The following is a 22221-nucleotide window of genomic DNA, read 5'->3' as shown; positions in this document are numbered from 1 at the left end:
GCGCGGTGTGATTGTTACACCATGTAACAAAGAGACAATTTGAAAGGGTAAGCCTACAAGGAAACATGCAGGCTTACTTTAGAGTTGAGCAGAGGTTAAAAGCTCGCGACGAGATCATCAAGCGCTTTTGCTGATGCAGCAAGACGCTGAATTGCTTGTTCCGTGTCAAGTTGCTCGTTCATCACGGCATCGCTAATTTCGCTAATTTGCTCGATGTTGCGGCCGACGTCCGCAACGACATTACTTTGCTCTTCTGTCGCTGTTGCGATAAGCGCGGTCATGTCATTTATTTGATTTGCGGTTTCCGAGATTTCCAACATTAACTCCACTGACGATTGCATCGTTTGAACACTTTGCTCTGCTTGTTCACTGGATTGTTGGATTTGGTTTACGACAGCGCCAGACACCTGAGTTAATTCAGATATCGTTGCTTGGATCTCGTCGGTAGATTGTGATGTACGGCTCGCAAGTGCTCTTACCTCATCTGCAACAACGGCAAACCCACGACCGTGCTCACCCGCTCGCGCAGACTCAATCGCAGCATTGAGTGCAAGCAAGTTGGTTTGTTCAGATATGCCTCTGATCACATCAACGATATTGGCAATTGACTGGGTTTTATCGGCCAACGTTGCGACTTGACCCGCCATATTTTCGATGTCACCTGCAAGCAAGTGAAGTGTTTCTTGGCTTTCTTGCACACCTTGACGGCTGCGCTTGGTTGACGCTTTACTTTCTTCTGTCAATTTTGCCGTGTTGGTCGCGCTGCTCGCTATCTCTTGTACTGTCGCACCCATTTCATTGATTGCCGCGGCAACAGACATGGTTTGAGACTTTTGTTCATCCAGAGACTGAGAGTTTTGCTGGCTCTGTTTAAACACGGCTTCGCTCGTCACGCGAATTGAACGGCTCTCTTCCGCAACCATGTGGATAGCTTCTTCGATCTTAGCCATAAACTGGTTGAAGCCTCCAGCCAAAGCATGAAGTTCAGGTTGTGCTGAGTCTGGTAAACGATAATTGAGTTTTGCGTCGCCGCTACCAAGCTGTTCAAATAAATCTGCCATCTTTTTAAGTGGCGCGCTTAAGTTCTTAGCCAGTAGCATACTAAAAAAGCTCGCCACTAGCGCAATCACTATCGAAAAACCAATGATTTGCCACTGCAAAGAAGTGATCCCACTATTGATTTCACTGGTTGGCACTTGGGCAATAACAAGCAAATCTGTGTTTGGAATTGGGCTCGCTGCAACTAAATTGGTTTCGCCACCCACTTCCAACTCTTTAACGACAAATCCACGTGTGGAGGTAAAATCGCGACTGTGCTGGCCGTAAAAGTCTTCAATTGAGGACTTTGCGACTTTGCTTGCATCTGGGTGCAATTGCACCGTACCTTGCCTATTAATGACGAAAACAAAGCCACTTTGCTCGATTTTCATATTAGCAAGCATGGCCTGCATATCATCAATACTTTTCGCAAGTCCAGCTAAACCAACACCGCTTAGTTGTTGATGGTTTACAAACATTTTTACATCGCCCGGCGCTTCTTGATAGATACTAATAGAGTATGGCGAGCCACTAGTGGTAAAGCCGAAAAACCAACCATCCTGCTCTCTATTTAGTACTCGCAGAAAGCCGTTTTGATTCCAATATTGATTGGTTTCGCGGTTAGCCCAAGAAGCCGTAACTAAGTCATACTGCGCCGCAATACGCTTGAGTTCGTTGATAAGAAGTTTTTCATCCAAAGTATTTTGCTTGGCACTTTGGGTGATTAATAAATTGCTTGAAAGCTGCTCGGCTGCATTTTTCAACGTGTCTATCTGCTTGCTTAATGATTTATTGATACTTTCTATCTTGCTTGGCAATTCAGATTGCATCATGCGTTCATTAATGAGCGTTTTGGCGCTGTAAAGCGAGGTAAACCCGATTAAACAAGCGACAGCAATCGCAATGAGACTACCCAGAAGGGTAATTCTTTGAGTAATTGTTAAACCTGTGTTTTGCATTCGATTTGTGTGTGTAATCCCGTGGAACCGATTATTCTAGCATAGTAAATAACCAGCTCGGAACAAGTAACAATCCAAGTCACAAAAAAATAATTTTGGTTTATAAAATAAAGTTAATCTCAGTATTTAGTGTTAACTGTATTTGAGTTAAATGGGAGGTTATGTTGAGAAACAGAGATAAAAGGCCACAATCTCAGGGTGGAAAGTGGCCTTGGTTACTAACAAGCGAACTAGTTTGCTATATTATTGACGCAAATTTATTTCTACTTACTAAACAATCTTTTTCATATCTGACATGTAACCGCGAAGGATTTCACCTATTTTTTCTACCGGATGGTTACGGATCGCACGGTTTACAGCGATGAGCTTTTGATTGTCAGCGTAATTGTCACTGTCTAACAAACCTTCACCAATCTCACGTTTTGTGATTGATTCCATAAATGGCTTCAATAGTGGTAGGCATGCGTGATTATACAGGTAACAACCATATTCTGCGGTGTCTGAAATAGTACGATTCATCTCGAACAGCTTTTTGCGCGCAATGGTATTCGCGATTAGCGGCGTTTCGTGTAGTGATTCGTAGTAAGCTGATTCATCAATAATGCCAGCCGCTGTCATGGTTTCGAACGCCAGCTCTACACCGGCTTTAACCATAGCAACCATTAGAATACCTTGGTCGAAGAAAGTCTGCTCTGAAATTTCAGCATCCGTATTCGCTTGCTTTTCAAACGCGGTTTTTGCGGTTTCTGCACGCCATGTAAGCAATTTATTGTCGTTTTCAGCCCAATCAGCCATCATACCTTCTGAAAATTCACCACTGATGATGTCGTCCATATGCTTGTTGTAAAGTGGGCGCATGATGTCTTTTAATTGCTCGCTCAGTTCAAATGCGCGTAACTTGGCGGGGTTAGACAGTCTGTCCATCATATTGGTGATACCACCGTGTTTTAGTGCTTCGGTGATGATCTCCCAGCCATATTGTACAAGCTTTGATGCATATCCAGGTTCGATGCCTTCTTCTACCATTTTGTCAAAGCATAGTAGTGAGCCAGTTTGCAACATACCACATAGGATGGTTTGCTCACCCATTAGATCTGATTTTACCTCAGCAATAAATGATGACTGCAATACGCCAGCACGATGACCACCGGTTCCCGCCGCATATGCCTTAGCTTGCGCGAGACCTTTACCCTCAGGGTCGTTTTCAGGGTGAACTGCAATCAGCGTAGGTACACCAAAACCGCGTTTGTACTCTTCACGTACTTCTGTGCCAGGACATTTTGGTGCAACCATGATTACGGTGATGTCTTCACGCACTTGCATACCTTCTTCGACGATATTAAAGCCGTGAGAATAAGCAAGTGTTGCGCCTTTTTTCATTAACGGCATTACTGCGTTTACAACTGAAGTATGTTGTTTGTCAGGCGTTAAGTTTAGAACCAAATCAGCTTCAGGAATGAGTTCTTCATAGGTGCCAACAATAAAGCCGTTTTCAGATGCATTAAGAAACGATTGACGTTTTTCTTTAATTGCTGAAGGACGTAGTGCGTAACTGACGTTCAAGCCAGAATCTCTTAAGTTTAGACCTTGGTTCAAGCCTTGTGCGCCACAACCAACGATGACCAGTTTTTTACCAATCAGAACGTCGACACCTTGTTCGAATTCTTTTGGATCCATGAATTCACATTGAGAAAGCTGAGCTAATTGCTCACGTAAAGATAAAGTATTAAAGTAATTCGACATGATATTTCCTGATTCTGTAGAAATAGATTGAAGTCAGAGTAGGGCGAACTTTTGATTGCGTAAAATGATATATTTGAACTATAGTGTTTCAAAAGGTGAAATACTATGAATCACAAACAACTTAAATATTTTTTGGCACTTGCAGATACGCTGCATTTTTCTCGGGCGAGTGAACGCTGTTTTGTAAGTCCTCCAACATTAAGCCGTCAAATCAAACAGTTAGAAGAGGAGGTTGGCGCGCCTTTATTCCTACGAGATAATCGCACCGTTGAGCTGACTCAGCAAGGCAAAGCGTTTGTTCATTACGCGCAAGCGACGTTGGCAAGCTGGCGGCAGTTTAAGAGTGAATGCGTTGACGATGATAAGCCTTTGACTGGTGAGCTGAGTTTATTTTGTTCAGTGACCGCGACTTACAGTTTTATTTATGACCTTTTTTCCAAGTTTCGCCATCTGTACCCGCAAGTAGAGTTAAATCTTATTACTGGTGATCCCGCGCATTCAATAGCGGAAGTGGCCAGTGGTAAGGAAGATGTTGCGGTCGCGGTGAAGCCAAAACATCTACCAAACGGTATAGAGTACTTGCCAATCGGCCGTTCGAGATTGGTGTTCATTGGCCCAACGATGGACTGTCCGCTTAAGTCTATTATTGATGAATACAGTCATAGTGAAATGCCGTGGCAGAGGCTGTCTTTTATTATGCCAGAGCAAGGTGTGTTAAAAGATCGAATTGATAACTTTTGCAAAAAACACAATTTTGTTCCTAAAGTTTATGCGCATGTTTCGGGCCATGAAGCTATGGTTGCGCTTGCGAGTTTAGGGTTTGGTATTGCGTGTGTCCCCGAGATAGTAATTAGTCAAAGTCCATTTAAGAATCAAGTTCAGCTTTTGCAGCTTAGATCGGATGAAATTGAAATTGGACTTGTAACTAAGAATAAACGGTTATATGACCCAGTTGTTAAAGCACTTTGGGATACGGCAAAAGGATTATTTACGCTGTAAAGCATCCATTCAGGTTGCGTGACTACACTGTGTTCATCCATGTTGAATGAATGAGGTGCGTCCGTGTCCACTATCTTGGTTGCACAAAGCAATAACAATATATTGACATCACAACAAAAAATGCTTGAAGAGCAAGGCTATACTGTTGAGTTGTTGAGGGAATTAGGTCAATTGAACGGTTTTTCAGGGAAATCTATTAACGGTATCGTGCTTGATCAAGCTATCGCATCCGTACCAACCTGCGATTCAATCAGCCAATTTAGACAAAGATTTAAAGCTCCCGTGATCGTCAGTCTTGACAGCGATGACGAGGATGTTCACAGCCTGTTTTTAGAGCTCGGTGCTGACGAAGTTATTTCCAAAGATGCAAAGCCTAGATTATGGCGAGCTCGACTTGATGCAGTGTTAAGAAGGCAAGCTGCAAACTCGCAGTTTGACGATGAGCCAGAGCAATTAACCTTTGGCCAGCTGCATATCGACAAAAACACCAGGCGCGTGAGTTATGGGCAGGAGCGCATTGACCTCACAACCCATGAGTTTGAGTTGCTATGGTTACTTGCGAGCAATGGCGGCAAAGTAGTGAAACGTGACTTTGTATACGAGCAGATCCTTGGCAAATATTATCGCCCAGATACTCGGACAATAGACGTTCGAATCTCTCGCTTGCGTAAAAAGCTACACGATAATCCGAGTCGTCCAGAGAAGATCAAAACGATTTGGCGTCAGGGTTACTTATTTGTTACCGACGTTTGGAACTAAAAAGTAACAATTTGATTTAACGCAAAGATACTTCGGATTTTTCGAATGTTCAATTCGGAGAAATTTGTGAAACAGGTTTCTGATACAAAGGGATAACGTCATTTTTATGATGTTATCCCTTTGTTTTATATGGAGTATCTGCATTCTCTTTCACGAGTGATAGCGCTGGAGTAGTTAGCTGTTACGTAGCATTTTTAAAAAAATTGTTATTTATACAATGCAAATAATATTGATTGCTATTTAGGTGTGTGTATACTTTACACCTAGTTATGAAAATATAAACATAATTAGTCTCAAAGGAACAATTCAATGGCACTTAAAAAGTCTCTGTTAACGACTGCTATTCTCGCTGCAACTTTAGGCCTCACCGCATGTGGTGGCTCTAGCAGCAACTCAAATGACAACGATGATAACAACACAACACCACCTCCAGCCACCAATGCTGCACCTACTATTACCGTAGACAGTGCATCAGTATCTGAGGATATGCTTGGCGCAGCGGTTGCAAATATCTCTTTTTCTGACGATAGCGATGAAGTAAGTGCATTGACACTAACCATCTCTGACAACCGTTTTGAAATTGTTGACGGTGCGGTTAAGCTCAAAGCTGCAAACGCACTAAACTTCGAACAGGTTGAAGGCGGTAAAGTATCGGTAACTATCACGGCAACTGACAGCAAAGGCGAAAAAACAGAAGTTGAAGCTGAAATTGCTGTTCAACAAATTGCTGAAGAAAACAAAGCGGGTGTAAACCGCTATGCCTTTAATAACACACAAGGCGAATCTTCAGTTTCTTATTCTGGCCAAATCGCACGTCACGCAGCTATGGTTCATATTAAGAGCCTAATGGGTAAGCTTAATAATGAAACTGTGGGTAATGCGGCGGAGCAAAAAACAGCTGAAGCGGCAATCACTGCGATTAAAACCTTCTTGATGCCGACAGACACAGTGGTCTTGGATGAAACCCTTGATTTCGCTGTTGCCGCAAACGCTGCACAAACCACATTAGGACAAATTTCAAGTTCACTGAAAAACGTCGCTGGCGAAGGTGGTAAAATTGCGGGACGTGATACCTCTAATATGCATAAAGCATGGGAAGAGGACGGTGTCATGGCTGGTTGGGTTAACTTTGGTACACAGCCAAAAACACCTGAAGGTTTAGCCCTACACTATTTAGACCTGCTACAAGCGCAACTTCAGCAGTTTGAAAATGGCTCAACAATCAAAGCAGAGCATAATGGCACAGCTATCACGCTGAACAAACTATATGTAACACCGGAAGGCCTCGATCTTGCCCAGCTAATGCAAAAACACTTAAACGGTGCAGTGTCGCTTTCTCAAGGTGCGGATGATTATCTAGATGATTTACTCATTGGTGAAAAGTCAGCTGATAACGCGACATTAGCGGATGGCAAAAGCTACACAGAACTTGAACACAAGTTTGATGAAGGTTATGGCTATTTCGGTGCTGCTGTTGATTATCTAGACTATACAGATGATGAACTTTCAGCTAAAGGTGGCCGTGAAGCGTATGCAAGTGGTTATCATGATTTGGATAATGACGGCAAAATCGATCTACTATCTGAATTTAACTTTGGTAACTCAACAAATGCAGCAAAGCGTGACCGTGGCACTAAATCTAACGCTAACCCAACGGACTTAACTGCTCAAGCCCAGTTGGCATTTATTGAAGCGCGTAAACTTATCAATGCTAATGTTGGTACTAATGTTGCGCAGTGGTCAGATGAAGATAAAGCACGTTTAGAAACATTGCGTAATCAAGCGTTGCTAGCATGGGAAAAGTCTATCGCTGCAACCGTTGTGCATTATATCAATGATACAATCTCACATGATGACGGCGATTTAGACGATATTGCATCAGGTGATTTTGATGCCGATCAATTCTATGCGGTAGCAAAACACTGGTCAGAAATGAAAGGTTTCGCGTTAAACTTCCAGTTTAATCCGTTTTCTCCTGTCTCAGATACTGCTTTTGCTGAAATCCATAACCTGATGGGTGACAAGCCTGAATTCGCGGCAGATAAAGTGGAAGCTTATAAGACTGCTTTATTGGAAGCGCGAGAAATCATTGCCAATGCATATGGTTTCGATGCTGAGAATGTTGCCAACTGGTAATCTAAATTTTCGTTTATAACGTTAAAAGGTTAGCCGTTAATTCTGCTAACCTTTTGTTGTATATAGATAATAGAGAATGCAAATGAGAGTATCTAAACGTTTAAGTGCTGCTGCCGTCGCTGTGGCTTTGGTATTGTCTGGTTGTGGTGAAAGTACTTCAAGCAGCCAAGGATCTGGAGTGAAAGATAATAACTCTGGAACGGATAACCCAACTCTACCCACGCAATTTGATGAAGCGGCCTTGGTAAGTAACCTTGTGAATAATGTGCTTACCCCTGCAATTGAGCAATTCAATGAACTTGCTGTAACACAACAACTTGAAGTTGCGAGTTATTGTAGTGCTGAAAAAGCGCTGGCTGAAAATACCGCCGCGTTAAAGCAAAACGCTCAACAAAGTTGGCGCAGCGCAATGGTGGGGTGGCAGTATGTTGAATTGATGCAAATGGGTCCACTTACTGCCAATAGTAAAGAGCTTAAAAATAATATTTATGTTTGGCCCGCTACAGGCTCTTTATGTGATATCGACTTGGATGTAGTGTATTTTGAAGATGGCGTTATTAACGGTAATGCTAGCAATCCTTATAATATCTCTGAGCGTACTGCAAACCGTAAAGGCTTAACTGCCTTAGAGCACCTTCTATTCAATGCCAATCTTGACCATAACTGCTCGTCAGTGAATGATGCGTTGGCACCATGGAATAGCCGTTCGACTCAGGAAAGAGCAGTTGCGCGTTGTGAGTTTGCGACGGAAGTGGCTAAAGACATTGAAGCACAGAGTAATATACTCCTGTCTCAGTGGACTGGAGAAAATGGCTACGCAGCTAAACTTGTTAATGCAGGACAACCAGGCTCGCCGTTTGACACGCCTCATTTAGCACTTAATGAAATATCAAAGGCGCTATTTTACATGACCGAAGAGCTAAAAGACGGCAAAATAGCGACGCCGTTAGGCCTAGGTTTTCCGAACGCATGTGGTTTAGAAGCTTGCCCAGAAGCGGTGGAGTCGCCAATTGCAGAACATTCTAAAGAGAATTTACTTGTTAACATCAGAGCATTTAGAAACATCTTCACTGGTAATGGCCAAGATGCTGAGAATACATTGGGCTTTGATGACTTTTTAGATGCTGAGAATGGTAGTGATGTTAAAGAGCGTATGCTTGCAGGGCTTGCTGATGCAGAAGCCACGTTGCTTGCGATGAATGCGAGTCTTAAAGTTGAGCTTGCGGGTTCTACAGAGCAAGTGACGCAAACGCATACAGACGTTAAAAAAGTGACGGATGATTTAAAGACTGAGTTTATCGAAAAGCTCGCCCTAGAACTTCCACAAACTTCGGCAGGTGACAATGACTAAGCGCATGAACATGAAGAAATCTTTATTAGCGGTAGCGGTAATTTTTGCACTACCTCAAGCGCAAGCAGCGGATGACAATCAAGATATTGAGCATATCTCTATTATCAGCCATCATGATAAATTGCGAAAAGAAGCCGGTTCTGCAACCTTGTTGTCAGAGGCGCAGTTGGCAGAATACGAGTATGATGATATTCACCGTATTCTTTCTAACGTACCCGGCGTTAATATTCGTGAAGAGGATGGTTATGGCCTGCGACCAAATATCGGGTTTCGTGGTGTAACACCTGAGCGAAGCAAAAAAATCACCATAATGGAAGACGGTGTGCTTATTGGCCCAGCTCCTTATTCTGCGCCGGCTGCTTATTATTTCCCGGTTACGACTCGTATGACAGCGGTTGAGGTGTTTAAAGGACCTGCGGCTATCAAGCATGGCCCGCAAACAGTTGCTGGTGCACTTAACTTAGTGACTCGCCAAGTGCCAGAGTTTACAGAAGGCGGTATTGATGTTGCGGCTGGCAGCGACGGTTATTCCAAAGCACATGGTTACTACGGTTCAGTAGTAAATAATGTCGGCTTCTTATTCGAAGCGGTAAATCTACAAGCTGATGGTTTTAAAGAGCTTGATGGCGGTGGTGATACGGGGTTTGAGAAGAACGATATCTTAGCCAAGTTTAATTATAAACTTTCACAAGGCGAGCTAAACCATACGTTTGGCTTAAAGCTCAGCTATGCCGACGAGTTGTCCGATGAAACTTACCTTGGTTTAACGGATGCAGATTTTGCTGAAAATCCGTATCGTCGATACGCAGCGTCTCAGCCTGCAGAGATGGATACCAAGCACACTCAGGTAATGTTATCCCATGTACTTGATGGCAAAGACTTTAACGTTACGACAAGGCTGTACCGTAATGACTATGAGCGAGCTTGGCTTAAGCTTAATAGTCTAGGTAGTAAAAGTGGACCATCCCTTTCAAAAATCATGGCAAACCCAGAGGCTTTCGCAAATGAGTACGCTGTGATCACAGGGGCACGGGACTCTGTCGTTGCAGGTTCAAATATCTTTTTGAATATGGGGACTAATGACCGTGAGTATTTCTCACAAGGTCTTCAAGTCGATGCCAATACGAGCTTTAGCCTGTTTAACTTAACCCATGATATTGCTGTTGGCGTGCGTTTTCATGAAGATGAAATTGAGCGCAAACATTTTGAGCAAGCATACGCAATGGAAGGTGGTTCACCTGTGTTGCTAGAGGGTTTAAAGCAGTTTACCTCGCTGAATACTGAAAATACTAAAGCGTGGTCGGTATATCTAGAAGATAAAGTACAACTTGATGCGTTGACTTTGGGCCTTGGTCTTCGTGGCGAGCTGATGGACATGTCTTACCAAGATAATAAAGATGCCGATGTTTGGATTGATAAAACCACCCGTATTTGGCTACCTAGCCTAAGTGGTTTCTATCAGCTTTCTGATGATGCCGGTCTTTTATTTGGTGTGCACCAAGGTTTTGTGCCTTCTTCACCCCAACAAGATCCGGATATAGAGCTTGAGAAGAGTGTTAACTACGAATTTGGTGGGCGCTTTAATGATGGTGTGACGCAGTTTGAGATTGTGAGCTTTTTCAACGATTATGAGAATCTGAACGAAAGCTGTGGTCAGTCTAACTGTGGTGTCAATGACCAACAAGATCAGCAATTCAGTGGCGGTGAGGTGGATGTTTACGGTCTCGAAATGCAGTTTGCACAACGTTACCCTTTGAACCTTCAACTGGATATCCCTTATAGTCTCACCTACACCTATACGAAAGGTGAATTCCAGAATGAGCGTGCGACAACGTTCGCACAATGGGGTTATATTAAAAATGGTGATGAGCTTCCGTATTTACCATCTCATCAAGCCACTTTTAACATCGGCCTTGCAGCAAGTGATTGGAAAGTTAACGTAGCCATCAAATACATCAGTGAGATGAGCGAAGCTGCTGGTAGAAGCACTGAAGACTTTGAGCTTGTCCTTGAAGGCGCAAAGGTGCCCAGCACAACGATCGTTGATGTATCCGCAAGTTACGAGCTAGGCCAGTATGGTCAAGTCTATGCTAAAATCGACAACTTGTTCGATGAAGCAGAAATTGTTAGTCGTCGTCCGTATGGCGCGCGCCCAGGCAAACCAAGACAATTTAGTTTAGGTTATAAATACCAGTTTTAACTGATTGTCTATGCGGCTCTTGAGTAAGAGCCGCAGCTTCATGGCGGCTTGTTGCTAGAGCTATGGAGCTGTTCCAAAGATATGTGAATTCATTATTTCTTTTTGATGGAAATGACTATGTTAGAGCAACTATGGCAAAGCATTACTGAACTCCCAGGCTACTTGTTCGATGCCAATAAAAGAGTGTATTTGCCATACTTGTTTAGTGCCATTTTGATGGCTGTTCCTGTTTATATCGCCACAGAAAAAGCGCGCTCTGGTAGAGGTTTTTTAAAGTTTCTGTTTCCCAAGCAAGTCTGGTGGTGCAAAAGCGCCAAGCTCGATTACTGTTTATTGATCACAAATCGGTTGATAAAGGCGGCGACGTTTACGCCTATCGTGTTGACTATGGTACCGGTGGCGCTAGGATTATCCGGTGGACTTGAAGCGCTCTTTGGTCCTGCGTTATATCTAGAAGCGCCAGAATGGGTAGTGATTGGACTATTTACGTTATTTTTGTTTATAGTCGATGACCTCACTCGATTCCTGCTGCATCTGATCCTACATAAAATCCCATTCTTTTGGGAGTTTCACAAGGTTCACCATTCTGCAAAAGTCTTGACCCCCTTTACCATTTATCGCTCACATCCCGTTGAAAGTTACCTGTACGCCTGTCGTATGGCATTAACTCAAGGAATTGTGGTTGGAGTAGGGTATTATGTATTTGGCAGCAGCTTGAGCATGTACGATATTCTGGGTGCGAATGCGTTTGTCTTTTTGTTTAATATTTTTGGGGCCAATTTAAGGCATTCACATATATGGCTGAGTTGGGGTGACAAGCTAGAAGATTGGTTTATTAGTCCTGCACAGCACCAAGTACATCACAGTGACAATCCAATTCATTTTGATACCAATTTAGGCTCAGCACTTGCCATTTGGGATCGTATGTATGGCTCGCTTATTAAGGCCTCGAGTGCGGGTAAAATTACCATTGGAGTTGGGCAATATGATGCGGGACATGATTCACTTACCGCGATTTATTTGAAGCCATTTAAGCAGGCTTGGAAAACCTTATTACCGAAGAAAAAAAGTAACCCACCACTTAAATCATCTCAGGGTGACTAGATCTTCACTATTCAGAACTACATATTTGCAATGAATTAATTTCGGTATGGGAGAGTTCTTCAAAGGTGAAGCTCGTGCTTGGAAGGGGAAAATAGGCTGACGACGGGCATTGTCAGCCTATGTGGGAGAGTAGGCTCCCTAAATCTTTACTAGTGTAGTTGTGATGAAGGCTTGCTGCGGAAAAAGCCTAGTTCATTTAACTTTTCAATTAGTTTTGGATCGTCCAACCGGTTCGGGGTTTCTTCATCCCTTAAATAGTGATCGTTTGGTACGGAATGCATATCGAGCATTTTATGAAATAGGATATTGCGAATTGCCAACGCTGTCATACCACCGTCCTGAATTGCATCCAGCCTTTCTTGGAGGTCTGAAAAAGGCGCAGCCTTGACGTCATCCACTACTGCAGAAAATTGACCATTAGATTTATTCTTAATCATAAAACCCCCAAAAGTATAGCTTGTTCACAATCCAGTGACACGATGTTCAAAAGGCATTTGGTATCAATTTTTTGTTCATAAAATAGATACTTACGCCATGTCCGATGTGATCAGTTTACTCTGAAGTGAGGGCAAATTACCATCTTGGATGTAAAGCTTTGTAAATCGAATAATGAGTGGAATGAAATAATAAGATGGACGTCTAGATGTAACACGATGATCTGAATATGAAAATAGTTCTCAGTACCAATTATGATACTGAGAACCAATACTAATTTAAGTAAATAATTTCTCTTTTACGTGTTCTGCAAAGCCACTACCCGCTTCTAAATAGAAGTTGTAGGTAGAATTCACACCCATTTCTTCTAATTCTTTCTGTTGATCTGGGTAGTTTGCAATGGCGGTAACTTGGCCGTTGTAGCCTGATGCTTTGAGCTGCTCGAGTGCATAAATATTCTGCATATGTTTAGGCATCGCGAGCATAACCATTTCTACTTCAGAATGATTTACACGCTGCCAAAAATCAGGGTCGGTTGCGTCAGCAGTTAATACCCTGCGCCCCCGGGAAACATGTTTTTCAACTACTTCAGGCTTAATATCTACACCAGCAACGGTATCTGGGAAGCTGGCCTGTATTGTTTCGTAAGCACCCGTTCCAATCCTTCCCATACCAAATATAACGATCTTGGTGTCGGTAAGATTTACCGGAAGCTCTTCTTCTAAACGGTCTTGGTTCTCAAACTTTAATAACCAAGGCTCTAATTTAACGTAGATTTCGTTTGAACGTTTGTTTAGCGGAGACGCGATCACAAAAGTAATAGAAACAGCAATAGCAACTACTGCTAGCCAGTCAGGAGCAACCGCACCAGAAGCAGATGCAACGGCACACACGATAAGACCAAACTCGCTATAGTTAGTGAGTGTGAAAGCGCTCAATAGCGATGTACGAGCACGCAATTTGAACATATTGGTGAAGAGATAATAAAGTGAGACTTTAATCGGTAGAACAATTACCAGTAGAATCGCTATTAAAAGTGCGTCCAGTGTAATCGTGGCATTCAGACCAATATTCAAGAAAAAACCAACAAGCAAGATGTCTTTTACATTCAATAGTGATTTTGATAACTCACCGGCTTTTTTATGTGGGGCGAAAATCATACCCATGATCAGCGCACCGAGATCACCTTTTAGGCCCGCAAATTCAAAGGCATGATAACCTGCGACTAACGCAAAAAAGAAGCCAAAAAGAGGGAGTAGCTCACCATGCTTTGAGCGGCTTAATACCCAAAACATAGCTGGACGTACAAGCGGTAGCACCACAAGCAGTGCCAGTGCCCAAATATTGGGTACTTTGCCCGTACTGACGGCGAGAAAGATAACCGCAAAGATATCTTGCATAACCAAAATACCGATTGAGATTTTACCGTGAAGACTTGCCATTTCACCACGTTCTTCCAGCACTTTTACCGCAAAAACGGTACTGGAAAAGCTAAATGCAAAACCAACCAATAAAGCGCTTTGCCAGTCTAGATCAGTAAATAAAGGTAGGCTCATCGCCCCTAGCATCAACAACAGGCTAGCGAAAAACGCTGTACTGGTAATAATATGCATACTCGCTGGTGCCCAAACCTGAGGCTTTATCAGGTTACCAACTCGTAATTTTAAACCTATGCTAAAAAGCAGCAGCGTTACACCAAGATCTGCAAGTTGAGTAAGTAAGTCTGTGGTTTTATGGCCAAGTAGATTTAAGACAAAGCCCGCCATCAAAAAACCAATCAAAGGAGGAAGCTTTAATTGATAAACAGAAAATCCGCATGCAAATGCGACAGCAAAATAGAGCAGTTCCATAACTTTAAATTTTTATCCAAGATATGAGCAGTGTACCAAAACCTCCTGATATATAAATTATAAATTTTCGCTGACAAGTTGGAAAAAATATGGTTATGATGCAGGTAAGGACATACCGGACAGGAGACGTAATGTTTAAGAAGATCCTAGCATCTGTCGGTATCGGTGCGGCAAAAGTAGATACTGTATTGGAAACAGAGCATTTGCACCCGGGACAGAAATTTCAAGCGCAAATTGTAGTAAAAGGCGGTGACGTTAGCCAAGAAGTAACAGGTTTAGAACTTGCGCTAATGACAAGAGTTAAGGTTGAAGGGGAAGACGGAGAATATTTTAGTAATCATGTTATTGACCGTTGGCGTGTAGGTAATAATTTCACGATAGGCCCAGGCGAAGAAAAAGTTATTCCTTTTGAAGCTCGACTTCATTCAGAAACACCAATCACAGAAATCAATGCGGGCTTCAACCGCTGTCATGTTTGGATTGAAACTGGCTTAGACATTGATTTAGCCATCGACCCATCAGACAAAGATGCTTTACACATTTATCCAAATGAAGCAGTGAAAGCATGTATGACAGCGATGGAGCGTTTAGGCTTCCATTTAGTGAAAGCGGATGTAGAAAAGGGCTATTTACGAGCGTCTGAGTTTCAGTCTGTTTCTGGTTGTTACCAAGAACTAGAATACCGACCAAACTCACGTGCATTATTTGGACTACAAGAAGTTGAGCTTTCGTTTGTACCTGAAGCACATCGAACTCATGTACTGATAGAGTTGGACAGAGCGTTTCGAGGGGATGGATACGTCGATCTCACAATTGAGCACGATCACGTCAATATCTCTCAATTGTGCGATCAGTTGGAGCGGCTGTTCTCATAATCACTTAATTTACTCTAAAACGCCCAGCTTTGTCTGGGCGTTTTTGTTTTAAGCATAACGATACCAATCGGTCTTAATAAAGCTAATTGGTATGACAGAGAAGAAAATGAATTGGAAAATTAGAAGTTATGATGCGCTCACTAAAGATGAGCTTTTTGAGATTTTAAAGCTAAGGGTAGAGGTATTCGTTGTGGAACAGGCATGTCCCTATCCAGAAATTGACGATACCGATAGGGCGCCTGAAACTCAACATCTGTTTTTGGTCAAAGATGAACAAATTTTAGCGTATGCACGTTGTTATAGAAAATCCGCAACTACTGCATCCATTGGCCGTGTTATTGTTTCGTCAACGCTGCGAGGGCAGGGCGTTGCACATGACCTTATGCATCGCGCGATTGCTTGTTGTGATACGGGTATTACTCATGAGGCTTTAGTTATCTCTGCGCAGTGTTATTTAGACAAGTTTTATACTGGGCTCGGCTTTGTGAAGCAAGGTGAAGATTATCTAGAAGATGGGATCCCGCATCAGGATATGTTATTTGTGAAAAAGTAAAAGAGGCTATGCGTAGCCTCTTTTTATGAGCGAAATTATAGTGAATTTAAAAATACCGCAGCAATGGCAATTGGACAAACGAAGCGGATGTACCAAGGCCATACTTTCCAGAAGAAACTACTGCCAACTTCCGGGCATCCTGATTCAATTTCTTTAAGCAGTTTTGCTCTGTGCCAAATCCAACCGACAAATACACAGCACAGCATGCCAAGTAGTGGCTGACCAAACTTCGTTGTCAGGCTAACAATAAAACCGAACAGCGTCTCGATGTTTACCAAAATGGTGAAGCTCACGGCTGTTACCAAGGTGCCGATGATCCAGGTGGCCTGTACTCTGCCTAGTGCAAAACGTTCAACAGCATAGGAAACAGGCGCTTCTAACATCGAAATAGACGAGGTGAGTGCGGCAATACTCATCAGAGCAAAGAAAGCGAAGCTTACCACCAGGCCAATGCTACCCATGCTATCAAACAATGCTGGCAATACCTGAAACACTAAGGTGTCTTCATTTAGCAGTGAGCCGTCAGCTGCAAAAATCTCTACGCCTTGCGCTTGCGCGACATACATGGCGGGAATGATAAGTAAGCCGGCAACGAATGCGATAAAAACGTCAATTAAGGTAACCATTGCACCAAGTGAAACTAGATTCTCTTTTTTACTTATGTATGAGCCGTAAATGATCATCACGCTGGTACCGAGCGAAAGCGAGAAAAATGCTTGCCCTAGGGCATCAACGAGTAACTGTGGATTAAGCACAGAAGAAAAGTCAGGAACAAGATACACCTTAAGACCTTCAACAGCACCTTCTTGGGTTAATACATACGCAATTAATGAGAATAAAATACCGATAAGTGCAGGCATCAAACGCTTTGACCACTTTTCAATCCCGTTTTCTACGCCTTTACTAATTATAAGCACGGTGAGTGCAATAAAGGCGGCTGTAAAGACGATGTTGCGCGACATAGACGAATCAGCAAGCCAAGATTGCGCTTGAGTCATTGAGGCAACTTCCGCGATGGGTTCAAGTGTTGCGCTAAACATCCACCCTGCCACGATTGCATAAAAACTTAAAATAAGACCCGCACAAATGATACCGCCGAACCCGACAACAAAAGCAAGCTTACTTTGCCATGCTGTATTTGTTAGTTTGCGCAGTGAAGATACGGCATTTGCTTGACCGTGACGACCAATGACGAGTTCTGCCATTAGTGCTGGATAGGCAAGACAAAAAGCCAAAACCAGATAAACTAAAACAAATGCAGCACCACCATTGGATGCCGTTTGTGTTGGAAACCCCCAAATGTTTCCCAAACCTACCGCCGACCCTGCGGCGGCCATAATAAAACCAAAGCGAGAGCTGAACTCTCCTCGGACATTGCTCATAATTATTATACTTCTCTAAAAATTTCTAACGGCGCTGACAATCTACTGTAATTAAAAAGAAATAAAAAGAGTAAATTACCTTGATTTAGCGCAAGTTTTAGCCTGATATTTAGCCGTAATTAAGTTGTTGCACTCAAAAATCAAAGCTTAGCTTATAAGCTAATGTTTTCACGATTATTTCTATATGAGATAAGTCACCGTGTAGCGACTTATTTACAATAATTATTTTTCTTTACAGGGTAGCGAAAGCACAAATTTTGCGCCACCTAATCGCTCTGACTGGCTAACGGTGGCTGTACCATGATGCCAATCCATGACTTTTGCAACGATTGCAAGGCCTAAGCCGTAGCTTTTACCTGCACGGTTACGGTGAGTTTGCTCTTGAAAGAAAGGACTAAAGACTTTATCCCAATTTTGTCTCGCGATCCCAGGGCCATCGTCTTCAACGGTAATAATGAGCCAATGCTCGGTATGGTGTGCACTTAATAACACACTGGCAGTGGCAAAGTCACAGGCATTGCTGATCAAATTACTTATCGCTCTTGCAAGCCAATGTAAGTCGCCATGGATCATTAATTGTTCAGGAATTTCTACGCGACCAGACAACTGGTTCTTTTGTAGCTTTGGTTGCATTTGCTGCATTAGATCTTGACCATAGCGAGATAGAGTCGTTACTTCATGTTTGAGTAAATGAGACTTTTGTTCAAGCGTCGCAAAAGATAGATAGCTCGAGAGCATGTCCTCCATTTGATCTAAATCTTTTTCCATGCGTGCTAAATAATCGTGAATGGCATCGATATCACTTTCATCTAAAGCTGCATCTAAGCCAAACCTTAAACACGCAACAGGTGTCCGAATGTCATGAGAAAGACTGGAGGCCATTAGCTTATTCTCAGCCATCAACTTCTCTATTTGGCTTGCCATTCGATTAAAGGTATTTTCCAAGTCGCGGATATAGGTGAAATGATTGGGGGCGATGCGCGCGCTTAGGTTACCGCTGGCAAAGTGCTTTGCTGCAGTATTGAGAACGATCAAACGTTTAACTAACGGAGAGAGAATGAACCATAATATTGCGCAAATTCCACCGTAGAAAAATAATGTTAGCAATACGTCGTAATCAGCCTGTTCAACCTGAGGTTGCCATTCAAGTTCAACGTAGTCAGGCGCCATTTTAGGGGTTGTTTTTAGAAGGTATACATTCTCGTTTTCTATTACTAACCCATCAGGTTGTAACATCTGTTGCTTTAACTCGAGCGGCATGGCTAGCGTTTCGCCATCTTTATAGCTAATATTGATGTCAAATTGTTTGGCAATCAAAGCCGTTGCGTCTTCTCGTTTTCCCTGTTCAATATCTGCAACTTGCTTGGCAAGACCTGTAATCAGTTTGCTTTGCCACTCAAAACTATCTTCTAAGGGAGCGGTTTGCTGATTATAGGTGTCGATCACCCAACCCAGAGCGAAGATCGAAATTAACGCACCAGCGAGTAAGTAGATATAGAGTTTTTTCACGATATTAGCTTGCGACCTTCATTACCAAGCTGATGGCACGAGTAGATACCCTTTACCCCACACCGTTTTAATTTTTTCTGGGTTTTGAGGATCATCATTAAACTTTTTACGTAGGGCAGAAATGAGCACATCGACGCTTCTGTCGAGGCCGTCATATTCTCTCCCTTTTGTCGCTTTAAAAACCGCATCGCGAGAGACAACTTCACCAGCGTGACTGGCTAAAAATTGCAGTAGTAGGTATTCGGCACTAGAGACGATGACTTCTTGACCTGCAACACTGACTTTGCGAGCTTGAGTGTCGATACATAAATGTCCCACCACGAGTTCGTGATTGGCAGCTTGATGATCTTGTGGTTTTTCTTGTGCAGCGCGAACATTCGCTTTTATACGAGCGAGTAAGGCGCGAGGACGCACAGGCTTGATTACATAATCGCTAGCGCCAACTTCCAAACCGATGACTTCATCCATTTCTTCATCTTTGGCTGTGAGCATAATAACAGGCTTGCTATAAAACTGACGTAAGTCACGGCATACGCTGATACCGTCCTTACCGGGGAGCATAAGGTCAAGTAAAACAAGGTCGGGGTCTAGTGACTTAACACGTTCAACGACTTCATCACCGCGGTAGCAGCAATGTGTTTTGTAACCTTGATTATCAAGATATTCAGCGACCCATTGCGCTAATGAAGTGTCATCTTCAACCAATAAGATTGTGCCGTATTGCTCCATGTCTTTACTCCGAACTTTTTATTTTTCTGCGTCGAGTATAATTCTAAAAGCGTCATTGTCTGTAAATAAGTGTAGCGCCAGCCTGCAGTTGACCTCTGTCAAACTGGCGAGTACTTATGTTACTTAACGTTTAGCTTTTCAATTAAACTCTCGGCCAAGTGTTTTTGCATATCCGCTGTTAGCGCTGATACTTCGGTTTGGGTACATGCACCAGCGGTTTTCTCGAGCGGCGAAACCGTTTTAGTTACCTTGTAAGGAGGAATATCAACGGGCTTTTCGCCACGTTGACGGCGCGCCTCGTCGGTATTTTGGGCCACAATAAACGACAGTACATCGTGCTCGTTTTCTATTTCTTCCACTTCAGTAAATGTGAATTGTAAAGGGATCCCTTGAAATCCAGCGCTATCTACTGATGATTTGGCAAACCAGACAACATCTGACGAAGCTTGGTGTGCTAGACGCATACTGACTGAAGCCACAATATTAGTGCATTGAAATGCTGGCGAATTTTGAGCAAGTTCAGCAATATGTGGATGTGGGTTTCTTGGCCTATCCAGTGCGTACGTTTTAGTGGCTGCAAATTCCAAATCAAGTTGATGAATTGTTAGCGTGTAGTTTGCGTTTTTAGCTGCAACAACTTTCAGGCCTTTTTTCTCAAGTAAAGCAACAATCTGCTTTCTCAGTGTATCAGTCAAGCTTACCTTATCGGCATTGATGTAGACTGTGTCACCTTGAGCAAGTGGGTGAGCGGGCAATTGCACTGATTTAATTCGTGCAGAATTAAGTTCGGTACTATAGCTGATTTGATAAACAGACTTTTTTAGTAGTGGCTTCTTAGGTACATCTAACTTTGGCGCTAATGGCGCTGTGGTGACACATCCAAAAAGTAGACTTGTACATAGAGCTGCTAGCACTAAACGCATTAAAATACCTCAATTAAACAGTTATTTTCTTATATTTAGTGAGTTCCGCCAATTCATCATGTTAGTATGGCGGGCGAGTGTTAATGAAATGAGTCATTATGAAGTCGCTAATTCTCACATTAGTTTGTTTTTTTTGCATTAGTTATCCAAAAATAACGATTGCAAAAACCCCAAACCAGCAATGGTCACAATTTTTAAAGAGCTATTCTAAGCAAGTCGAGCGCAAACTAAAAGAAAAATCGGTGCCCGGTGCTGCTTTATCCGTCGTGCATGTCGAGCACGGCAGCTACGCAGAAGGTTTTGGCAAGACAAAAAGTCGACAAGGAAGTGTGGTCAACGAACAAACTCGCTTTCGCTTGGCATCGGTTTCAAAAACGTTTGCAGGAAGTCTAACGGCTAAATTAGCGAGCGAAGGGTATTTTAATATTGACGATCGAGTGGCCAGCTACTTGCCGCAAGTCGCCAAAGGTGATTATAGCCAACTTAAGCTCTATCATTTGTTAAGTCACTCGAGTGGCTTAGTGCCCAATGCCTACGATAATTTAATCGAGTCTCGCATGGACTACCCACAAATTGTTGAGCGCTTACTGCAAGTCAAAGCGTTATGTCAGCCCGGTGAGTGTTATGGTTATCAAAATGTCATGTTTAGCTTGATTGGAGATGTTATCGAGCAGGCGACGAATATCAGTTACAAAACTTGGATGGAAGAGTTTGTTTTCGCGCCACTTAATATGCATGACGCCGGCCTTGGCTACGAGCAAATGACAAAAAATGATAATTTTGCGTGGCCGCATGTCAGAGGGCGAAAGCGTTGGCATACCGCTAAATTAAAGCCGCATTACTATAAAGTACTCCCTGCAGCTGGTGTAAACGCTAGTGCTGCTGATATGGCGCAGTGGTTAAAAGCACAATTAGGTCTGTATCCAAGTGTCCTATCACCGGATGCTCTGAGTAAGCAATCAGTGCCGTATACGTTGACGAAACGAGAGCTACGCAGACGCGTTTGGCGTGGTCATGTAGAAGAAGCCTATTATGGACTTGGCTGGCGAATTTATCGTTACGATGGCAAATTGCTCTATTATCATAGTGGCTGGGTGCAAGGTTATCGTACCGATGTGGTGATTATTCCAGAGCTTGGTATTGGGTTTAGCCTACTGTTAAATGCAGAGAGTGGCATTATTAATCAGTTAACAAACGACTTTATTGTTGACGCATTGGCGCTTGAGAAGAAATTACTGCCTCAGGTGAGTGAGCAGGAAATTAAGAAAGTAAAAGCAGAAGAAGCGAGTTTATTACAAGAGATTGCGACGTCTTCTGGTGAAAACGTCGCAGACAACAAAGGTTAGTTACGAGGTAACTGGATCTTTTTGTCTTCGCTTTGGCGGTACAACACAATGATATGGCCAATGGTTTGTACTTTATGTGCATTTGTTTCACGAACAATTGCTTCAAAAATCAGTTTCTTAGTTTCACGATCATTGGTTGGTACTTTTACCTTGATAAGTTCGTGAATGTTCAGGTTTTGCTCAATTTCAGCCATGACGCCTTCGGTTAGGCCGTTTGCGCCTAGAAGAACAACTGGGTTTAAAGAATGAGCTAGCCCTTTTAGGAACTGCTTTTGTTTATTTGATAAGGTCATATTGATACAATCTTATTTATTAAAAGGCTTGAATTAT

At 42.8% G+C, this 22221-nt stretch carries 18 protein-coding genes; 9 read left to right on the top strand and 9 right to left on the bottom strand.

Translation table 11 applies throughout. From position 1 onward, the window contains the following. Positions 1-95 precede the first annotated feature (95 nt). Together MHN32_RS10875 and ilvC are read right to left on the bottom strand one after the other, a co-directional pair. Positions 96-1997 carry a methyl-accepting chemotaxis protein gene (locus MHN32_RS10875; protein WP_239421714.1) on the bottom strand — a complete coding sequence of 634 codons (1902 nt, stop codon included), beginning with the start codon at positions 1995-1997 and terminating at the stop codon, positions 96-98. Between the two features lie 270 nt (positions 1998-2267). Then, the gene (gene ilvC / locus MHN32_RS10870; protein WP_239421713.1) at positions 2268-3740 is read right to left on the bottom strand and encodes a ketol-acid reductoisomerase; all 1473 of its coding nucleotides are present in this window, start codon (positions 3738-3740) and stop codon (positions 2268-2270) included. A 105-nt stretch (positions 3741-3845) separates the two neighbouring features. Between ilvC and ilvY the strand changes: the two genes are divergently transcribed. The 6 genes from ilvY (at position 3846) to MHN32_RS10840 (ending at position 12289) form a co-directional block, all read left to right on the top strand. Beyond that, positions 3846-4739, top strand: coding sequence for an HTH-type transcriptional activator IlvY (ilvY, locus tag MHN32_RS10865; RefSeq protein WP_010605095.1), 894 nt, complete (start codon positions 3846-3848; stop codon positions 4737-4739). A 63-nt stretch (positions 4740-4802) separates the two neighbouring features. Next, entirely contained in the window at positions 4803-5498 is a 696-nt protein-coding gene (locus tag MHN32_RS10860; protein WP_010373828.1) for a response regulator transcription factor, read from the top strand. A 309-nt stretch (positions 5499-5807) separates the two neighbouring features. Next, positions 5808-7634: a DUF4856 domain-containing protein gene (locus MHN32_RS10855; protein WP_239421712.1), complete on the top strand. Its 1827-nt coding sequence runs from the start codon at positions 5808-5810 to the stop codon at positions 7632-7634. Between the two features lie 82 nt (positions 7635-7716). Beyond that, complete coding sequence (locus MHN32_RS10850) at positions 7717-8985, top strand: imelysin family protein (protein WP_239421711.1); 1269 nt, start codon at positions 7717-7719, stop codon at positions 8983-8985. Further along, positions 8978-11185: a TonB-dependent receptor gene (locus MHN32_RS10845; protein ID WP_239421710.1), complete on the top strand. Its 2208-nt coding sequence runs from the start codon at positions 8978-8980 to the stop codon at positions 11183-11185. Before MHN32_RS10850 ends, MHN32_RS10845 begins: the two co-directional genes overlap by 8 nt. 117 nt (positions 11186-11302) lie before the next feature. Further along, positions 11303-12289 (top strand): sterol desaturase family protein, encoded by a 987-nt coding sequence (locus MHN32_RS10840; RefSeq protein ID WP_239421709.1) that lies wholly within the window; start codon positions 11303-11305, stop codon positions 12287-12289. Between the two features lie 149 nt (positions 12290-12438). Here the strand turns inward: MHN32_RS10840 and MHN32_RS10835 are convergent, their stop codons facing one another. Next, positions 12439-12726: a hypothetical protein gene (locus MHN32_RS10835; protein ID WP_088530338.1), complete on the bottom strand. Its 288-nt coding sequence runs from the start codon at positions 12724-12726 to the stop codon at positions 12439-12441. Positions 12727-13002: 276 nt separating this feature from the next. Then, entirely contained in the window at positions 13003-14574 is a 1572-nt protein-coding gene (locus tag MHN32_RS10830; protein ID WP_174168689.1) for a cation:proton antiporter family protein, read from the bottom strand. Between the two features lie 131 nt (positions 14575-14705). Between MHN32_RS10830 and MHN32_RS10825 the strand changes: the two genes are divergently transcribed. Together MHN32_RS10825 and MHN32_RS10820 are read left to right on the top strand one after the other, a co-directional pair. Beyond that, positions 14706-15449, top strand: a complete 744-nt coding sequence (locus tag MHN32_RS10825) for a sporulation protein (RefSeq protein WP_010605088.1) — start codon at positions 14706-14708, stop codon at positions 15447-15449. 106 nt (positions 15450-15555) lie between these two features. Next, positions 15556-16002 carry a GNAT family N-acetyltransferase gene (locus tag MHN32_RS10820; protein ID WP_237116557.1) on the top strand — a complete coding sequence of 149 codons (447 nt, stop codon included), beginning with the start codon at positions 15556-15558 and terminating at the stop codon, positions 16000-16002. Positions 16003-16037: 35 nt separating this feature from the next. Here MHN32_RS10820 and MHN32_RS10815 read toward each other — a convergent pair whose 3' ends face one another. From MHN32_RS10815 to MHN32_RS10800, 4 genes are all read right to left on the bottom strand, one after another. Then, positions 16038-17384, bottom strand: coding sequence for a sodium-dependent transporter (locus MHN32_RS10815; RefSeq protein WP_010605086.1), 1347 nt, complete (start codon positions 17382-17384; stop codon positions 16038-16040). A 222-nt stretch (positions 17385-17606) separates the two neighbouring features. Beyond that, positions 17607-18893 carry a HAMP domain-containing sensor histidine kinase gene (locus MHN32_RS10810; RefSeq protein WP_010605085.1) on the bottom strand — a complete coding sequence of 429 codons (1287 nt, stop codon included), beginning with the start codon at positions 18891-18893 and terminating at the stop codon, positions 17607-17609. A 21-nt stretch (positions 18894-18914) separates the two neighbouring features. Next, positions 18915-19622 (bottom strand): response regulator, encoded by a 708-nt coding sequence (locus tag MHN32_RS10805; protein WP_010605084.1) that lies wholly within the window; start codon positions 19620-19622, stop codon positions 18915-18917. A 119-nt stretch (positions 19623-19741) separates the two neighbouring features. Continuing rightward, entirely contained in the window at positions 19742-20545 is an 804-nt protein-coding gene (locus MHN32_RS10800) for a hypothetical protein (RefSeq protein WP_239421708.1), read from the bottom strand. Positions 20546-20643: 98 nt separating this feature from the next. Between MHN32_RS10800 and MHN32_RS10795 the strand changes: the two genes are divergently transcribed. After that, positions 20644-21891, top strand: a complete 1248-nt coding sequence (locus MHN32_RS10795; RefSeq protein ID WP_010605082.1) for a serine hydrolase domain-containing protein — start codon at positions 20644-20646, stop codon at positions 21889-21891. Here MHN32_RS10795 and yhbY read toward each other — a convergent pair. Further along, on the bottom strand, positions 21888-22184 hold the full coding sequence (yhbY, locus tag MHN32_RS10790) for a ribosome assembly RNA-binding protein YhbY (protein WP_010373854.1): 297 nt from the start codon (positions 22182-22184) through the stop codon (positions 21888-21890). The genes MHN32_RS10795 and yhbY overlap by 4 nt on opposite strands. Positions 22185-22221 lie beyond the last annotated feature (37 nt).

It is taken from the genome of Pseudoalteromonas sp. Of11M-6 (genome assembly GCF_022347905.1).
GTDB lineage: Bacteria > Pseudomonadota > Gammaproteobacteria > Enterobacterales > Alteromonadaceae > Pseudoalteromonas.
The sequence above is the reverse complement of the archived record's forward strand: the minus strand, read 5'-3'. Positions and strand labels throughout refer to the sequence as shown.

What these genes read in the sequence shown, in the direction of transcription:
- MHN32_RS10875 (WP_239421714.1), bottom strand. Translation starts at nt 1,997, where the DNA reads ATGCAAAACACAGGTTTAACAATTACTCAAAGAATTACCCTTCTGGGT.
- ilvC (WP_239421713.1), bottom strand. Translation starts at nt 3,740, where the DNA reads ATGTCGAATTACTTTAATACTTTATCTTTACGTGAGCAATTAGCTCAG.
- ilvY (WP_010605095.1), top strand. Translation starts at nt 3,846, where the DNA reads ATGAATCACAAACAACTTAAATATTTTTTGGCACTTGCAGATACGCTG.
- MHN32_RS10855 (WP_239421712.1), top strand. Translation starts at nt 5,808, where the DNA reads ATGGCACTTAAAAAGTCTCTGTTAACGACTGCTATTCTCGCTGCAACT.
- MHN32_RS10850 (WP_239421711.1), top strand. Translation starts at nt 7,717, where the DNA reads ATGAGAGTATCTAAACGTTTAAGTGCTGCTGCCGTCGCTGTGGCTTTG.
- MHN32_RS10845 (WP_239421710.1), top strand. Translation starts at nt 8,978, where the DNA reads ATGACTAAGCGCATGAACATGAAGAAATCTTTATTAGCGGTAGCGGTA.
- MHN32_RS10840 (WP_239421709.1), top strand. Translation starts at nt 11,303, where the DNA reads ATGTTAGAGCAACTATGGCAAAGCATTACTGAACTCCCAGGCTACTTG.
- MHN32_RS10835 (WP_088530338.1), bottom strand. Translation starts at nt 12,726, where the DNA reads ATGATTAAGAATAAATCTAATGGTCAATTTTCTGCAGTAGTGGATGAC.
- MHN32_RS10830 (WP_174168689.1), bottom strand. Translation starts at nt 14,574, where the DNA reads ATGGAACTGCTCTATTTTGCTGTCGCATTTGCATGCGGATTTTCTGTT.
- MHN32_RS10825 (WP_010605088.1), top strand. Translation starts at nt 14,706, where the DNA reads ATGTTTAAGAAGATCCTAGCATCTGTCGGTATCGGTGCGGCAAAAGTA.
- MHN32_RS10820 (WP_237116557.1), top strand. Translation starts at nt 15,556, where the DNA reads ATGAATTGGAAAATTAGAAGTTATGATGCGCTCACTAAAGATGAGCTT.
- MHN32_RS10815 (WP_010605086.1), bottom strand. Translation starts at nt 17,384, where the DNA reads ATGAGCAATGTCCGAGGAGAGTTCAGCTCTCGCTTTGGTTTTATTATG.
- MHN32_RS10805 (WP_010605084.1), bottom strand. Translation starts at nt 19,622, where the DNA reads ATGGAGCAATACGGCACAATCTTATTGGTTGAAGATGACACTTCATTA.
- MHN32_RS10800 (WP_239421708.1), bottom strand. Translation starts at nt 20,545, where the DNA reads ATGCGTTTAGTGCTAGCAGCTCTATGTACAAGTCTACTTTTTGGATGT.
- MHN32_RS10795 (WP_010605082.1), top strand. Translation starts at nt 20,644, where the DNA reads ATGAAGTCGCTAATTCTCACATTAGTTTGTTTTTTTTGCATTAGTTAT.
- yhbY (WP_010373854.1), bottom strand. Translation starts at nt 22,184, where the DNA reads ATGACCTTATCAAATAAACAAAAGCAGTTCCTAAAAGGGCTAGCTCAT.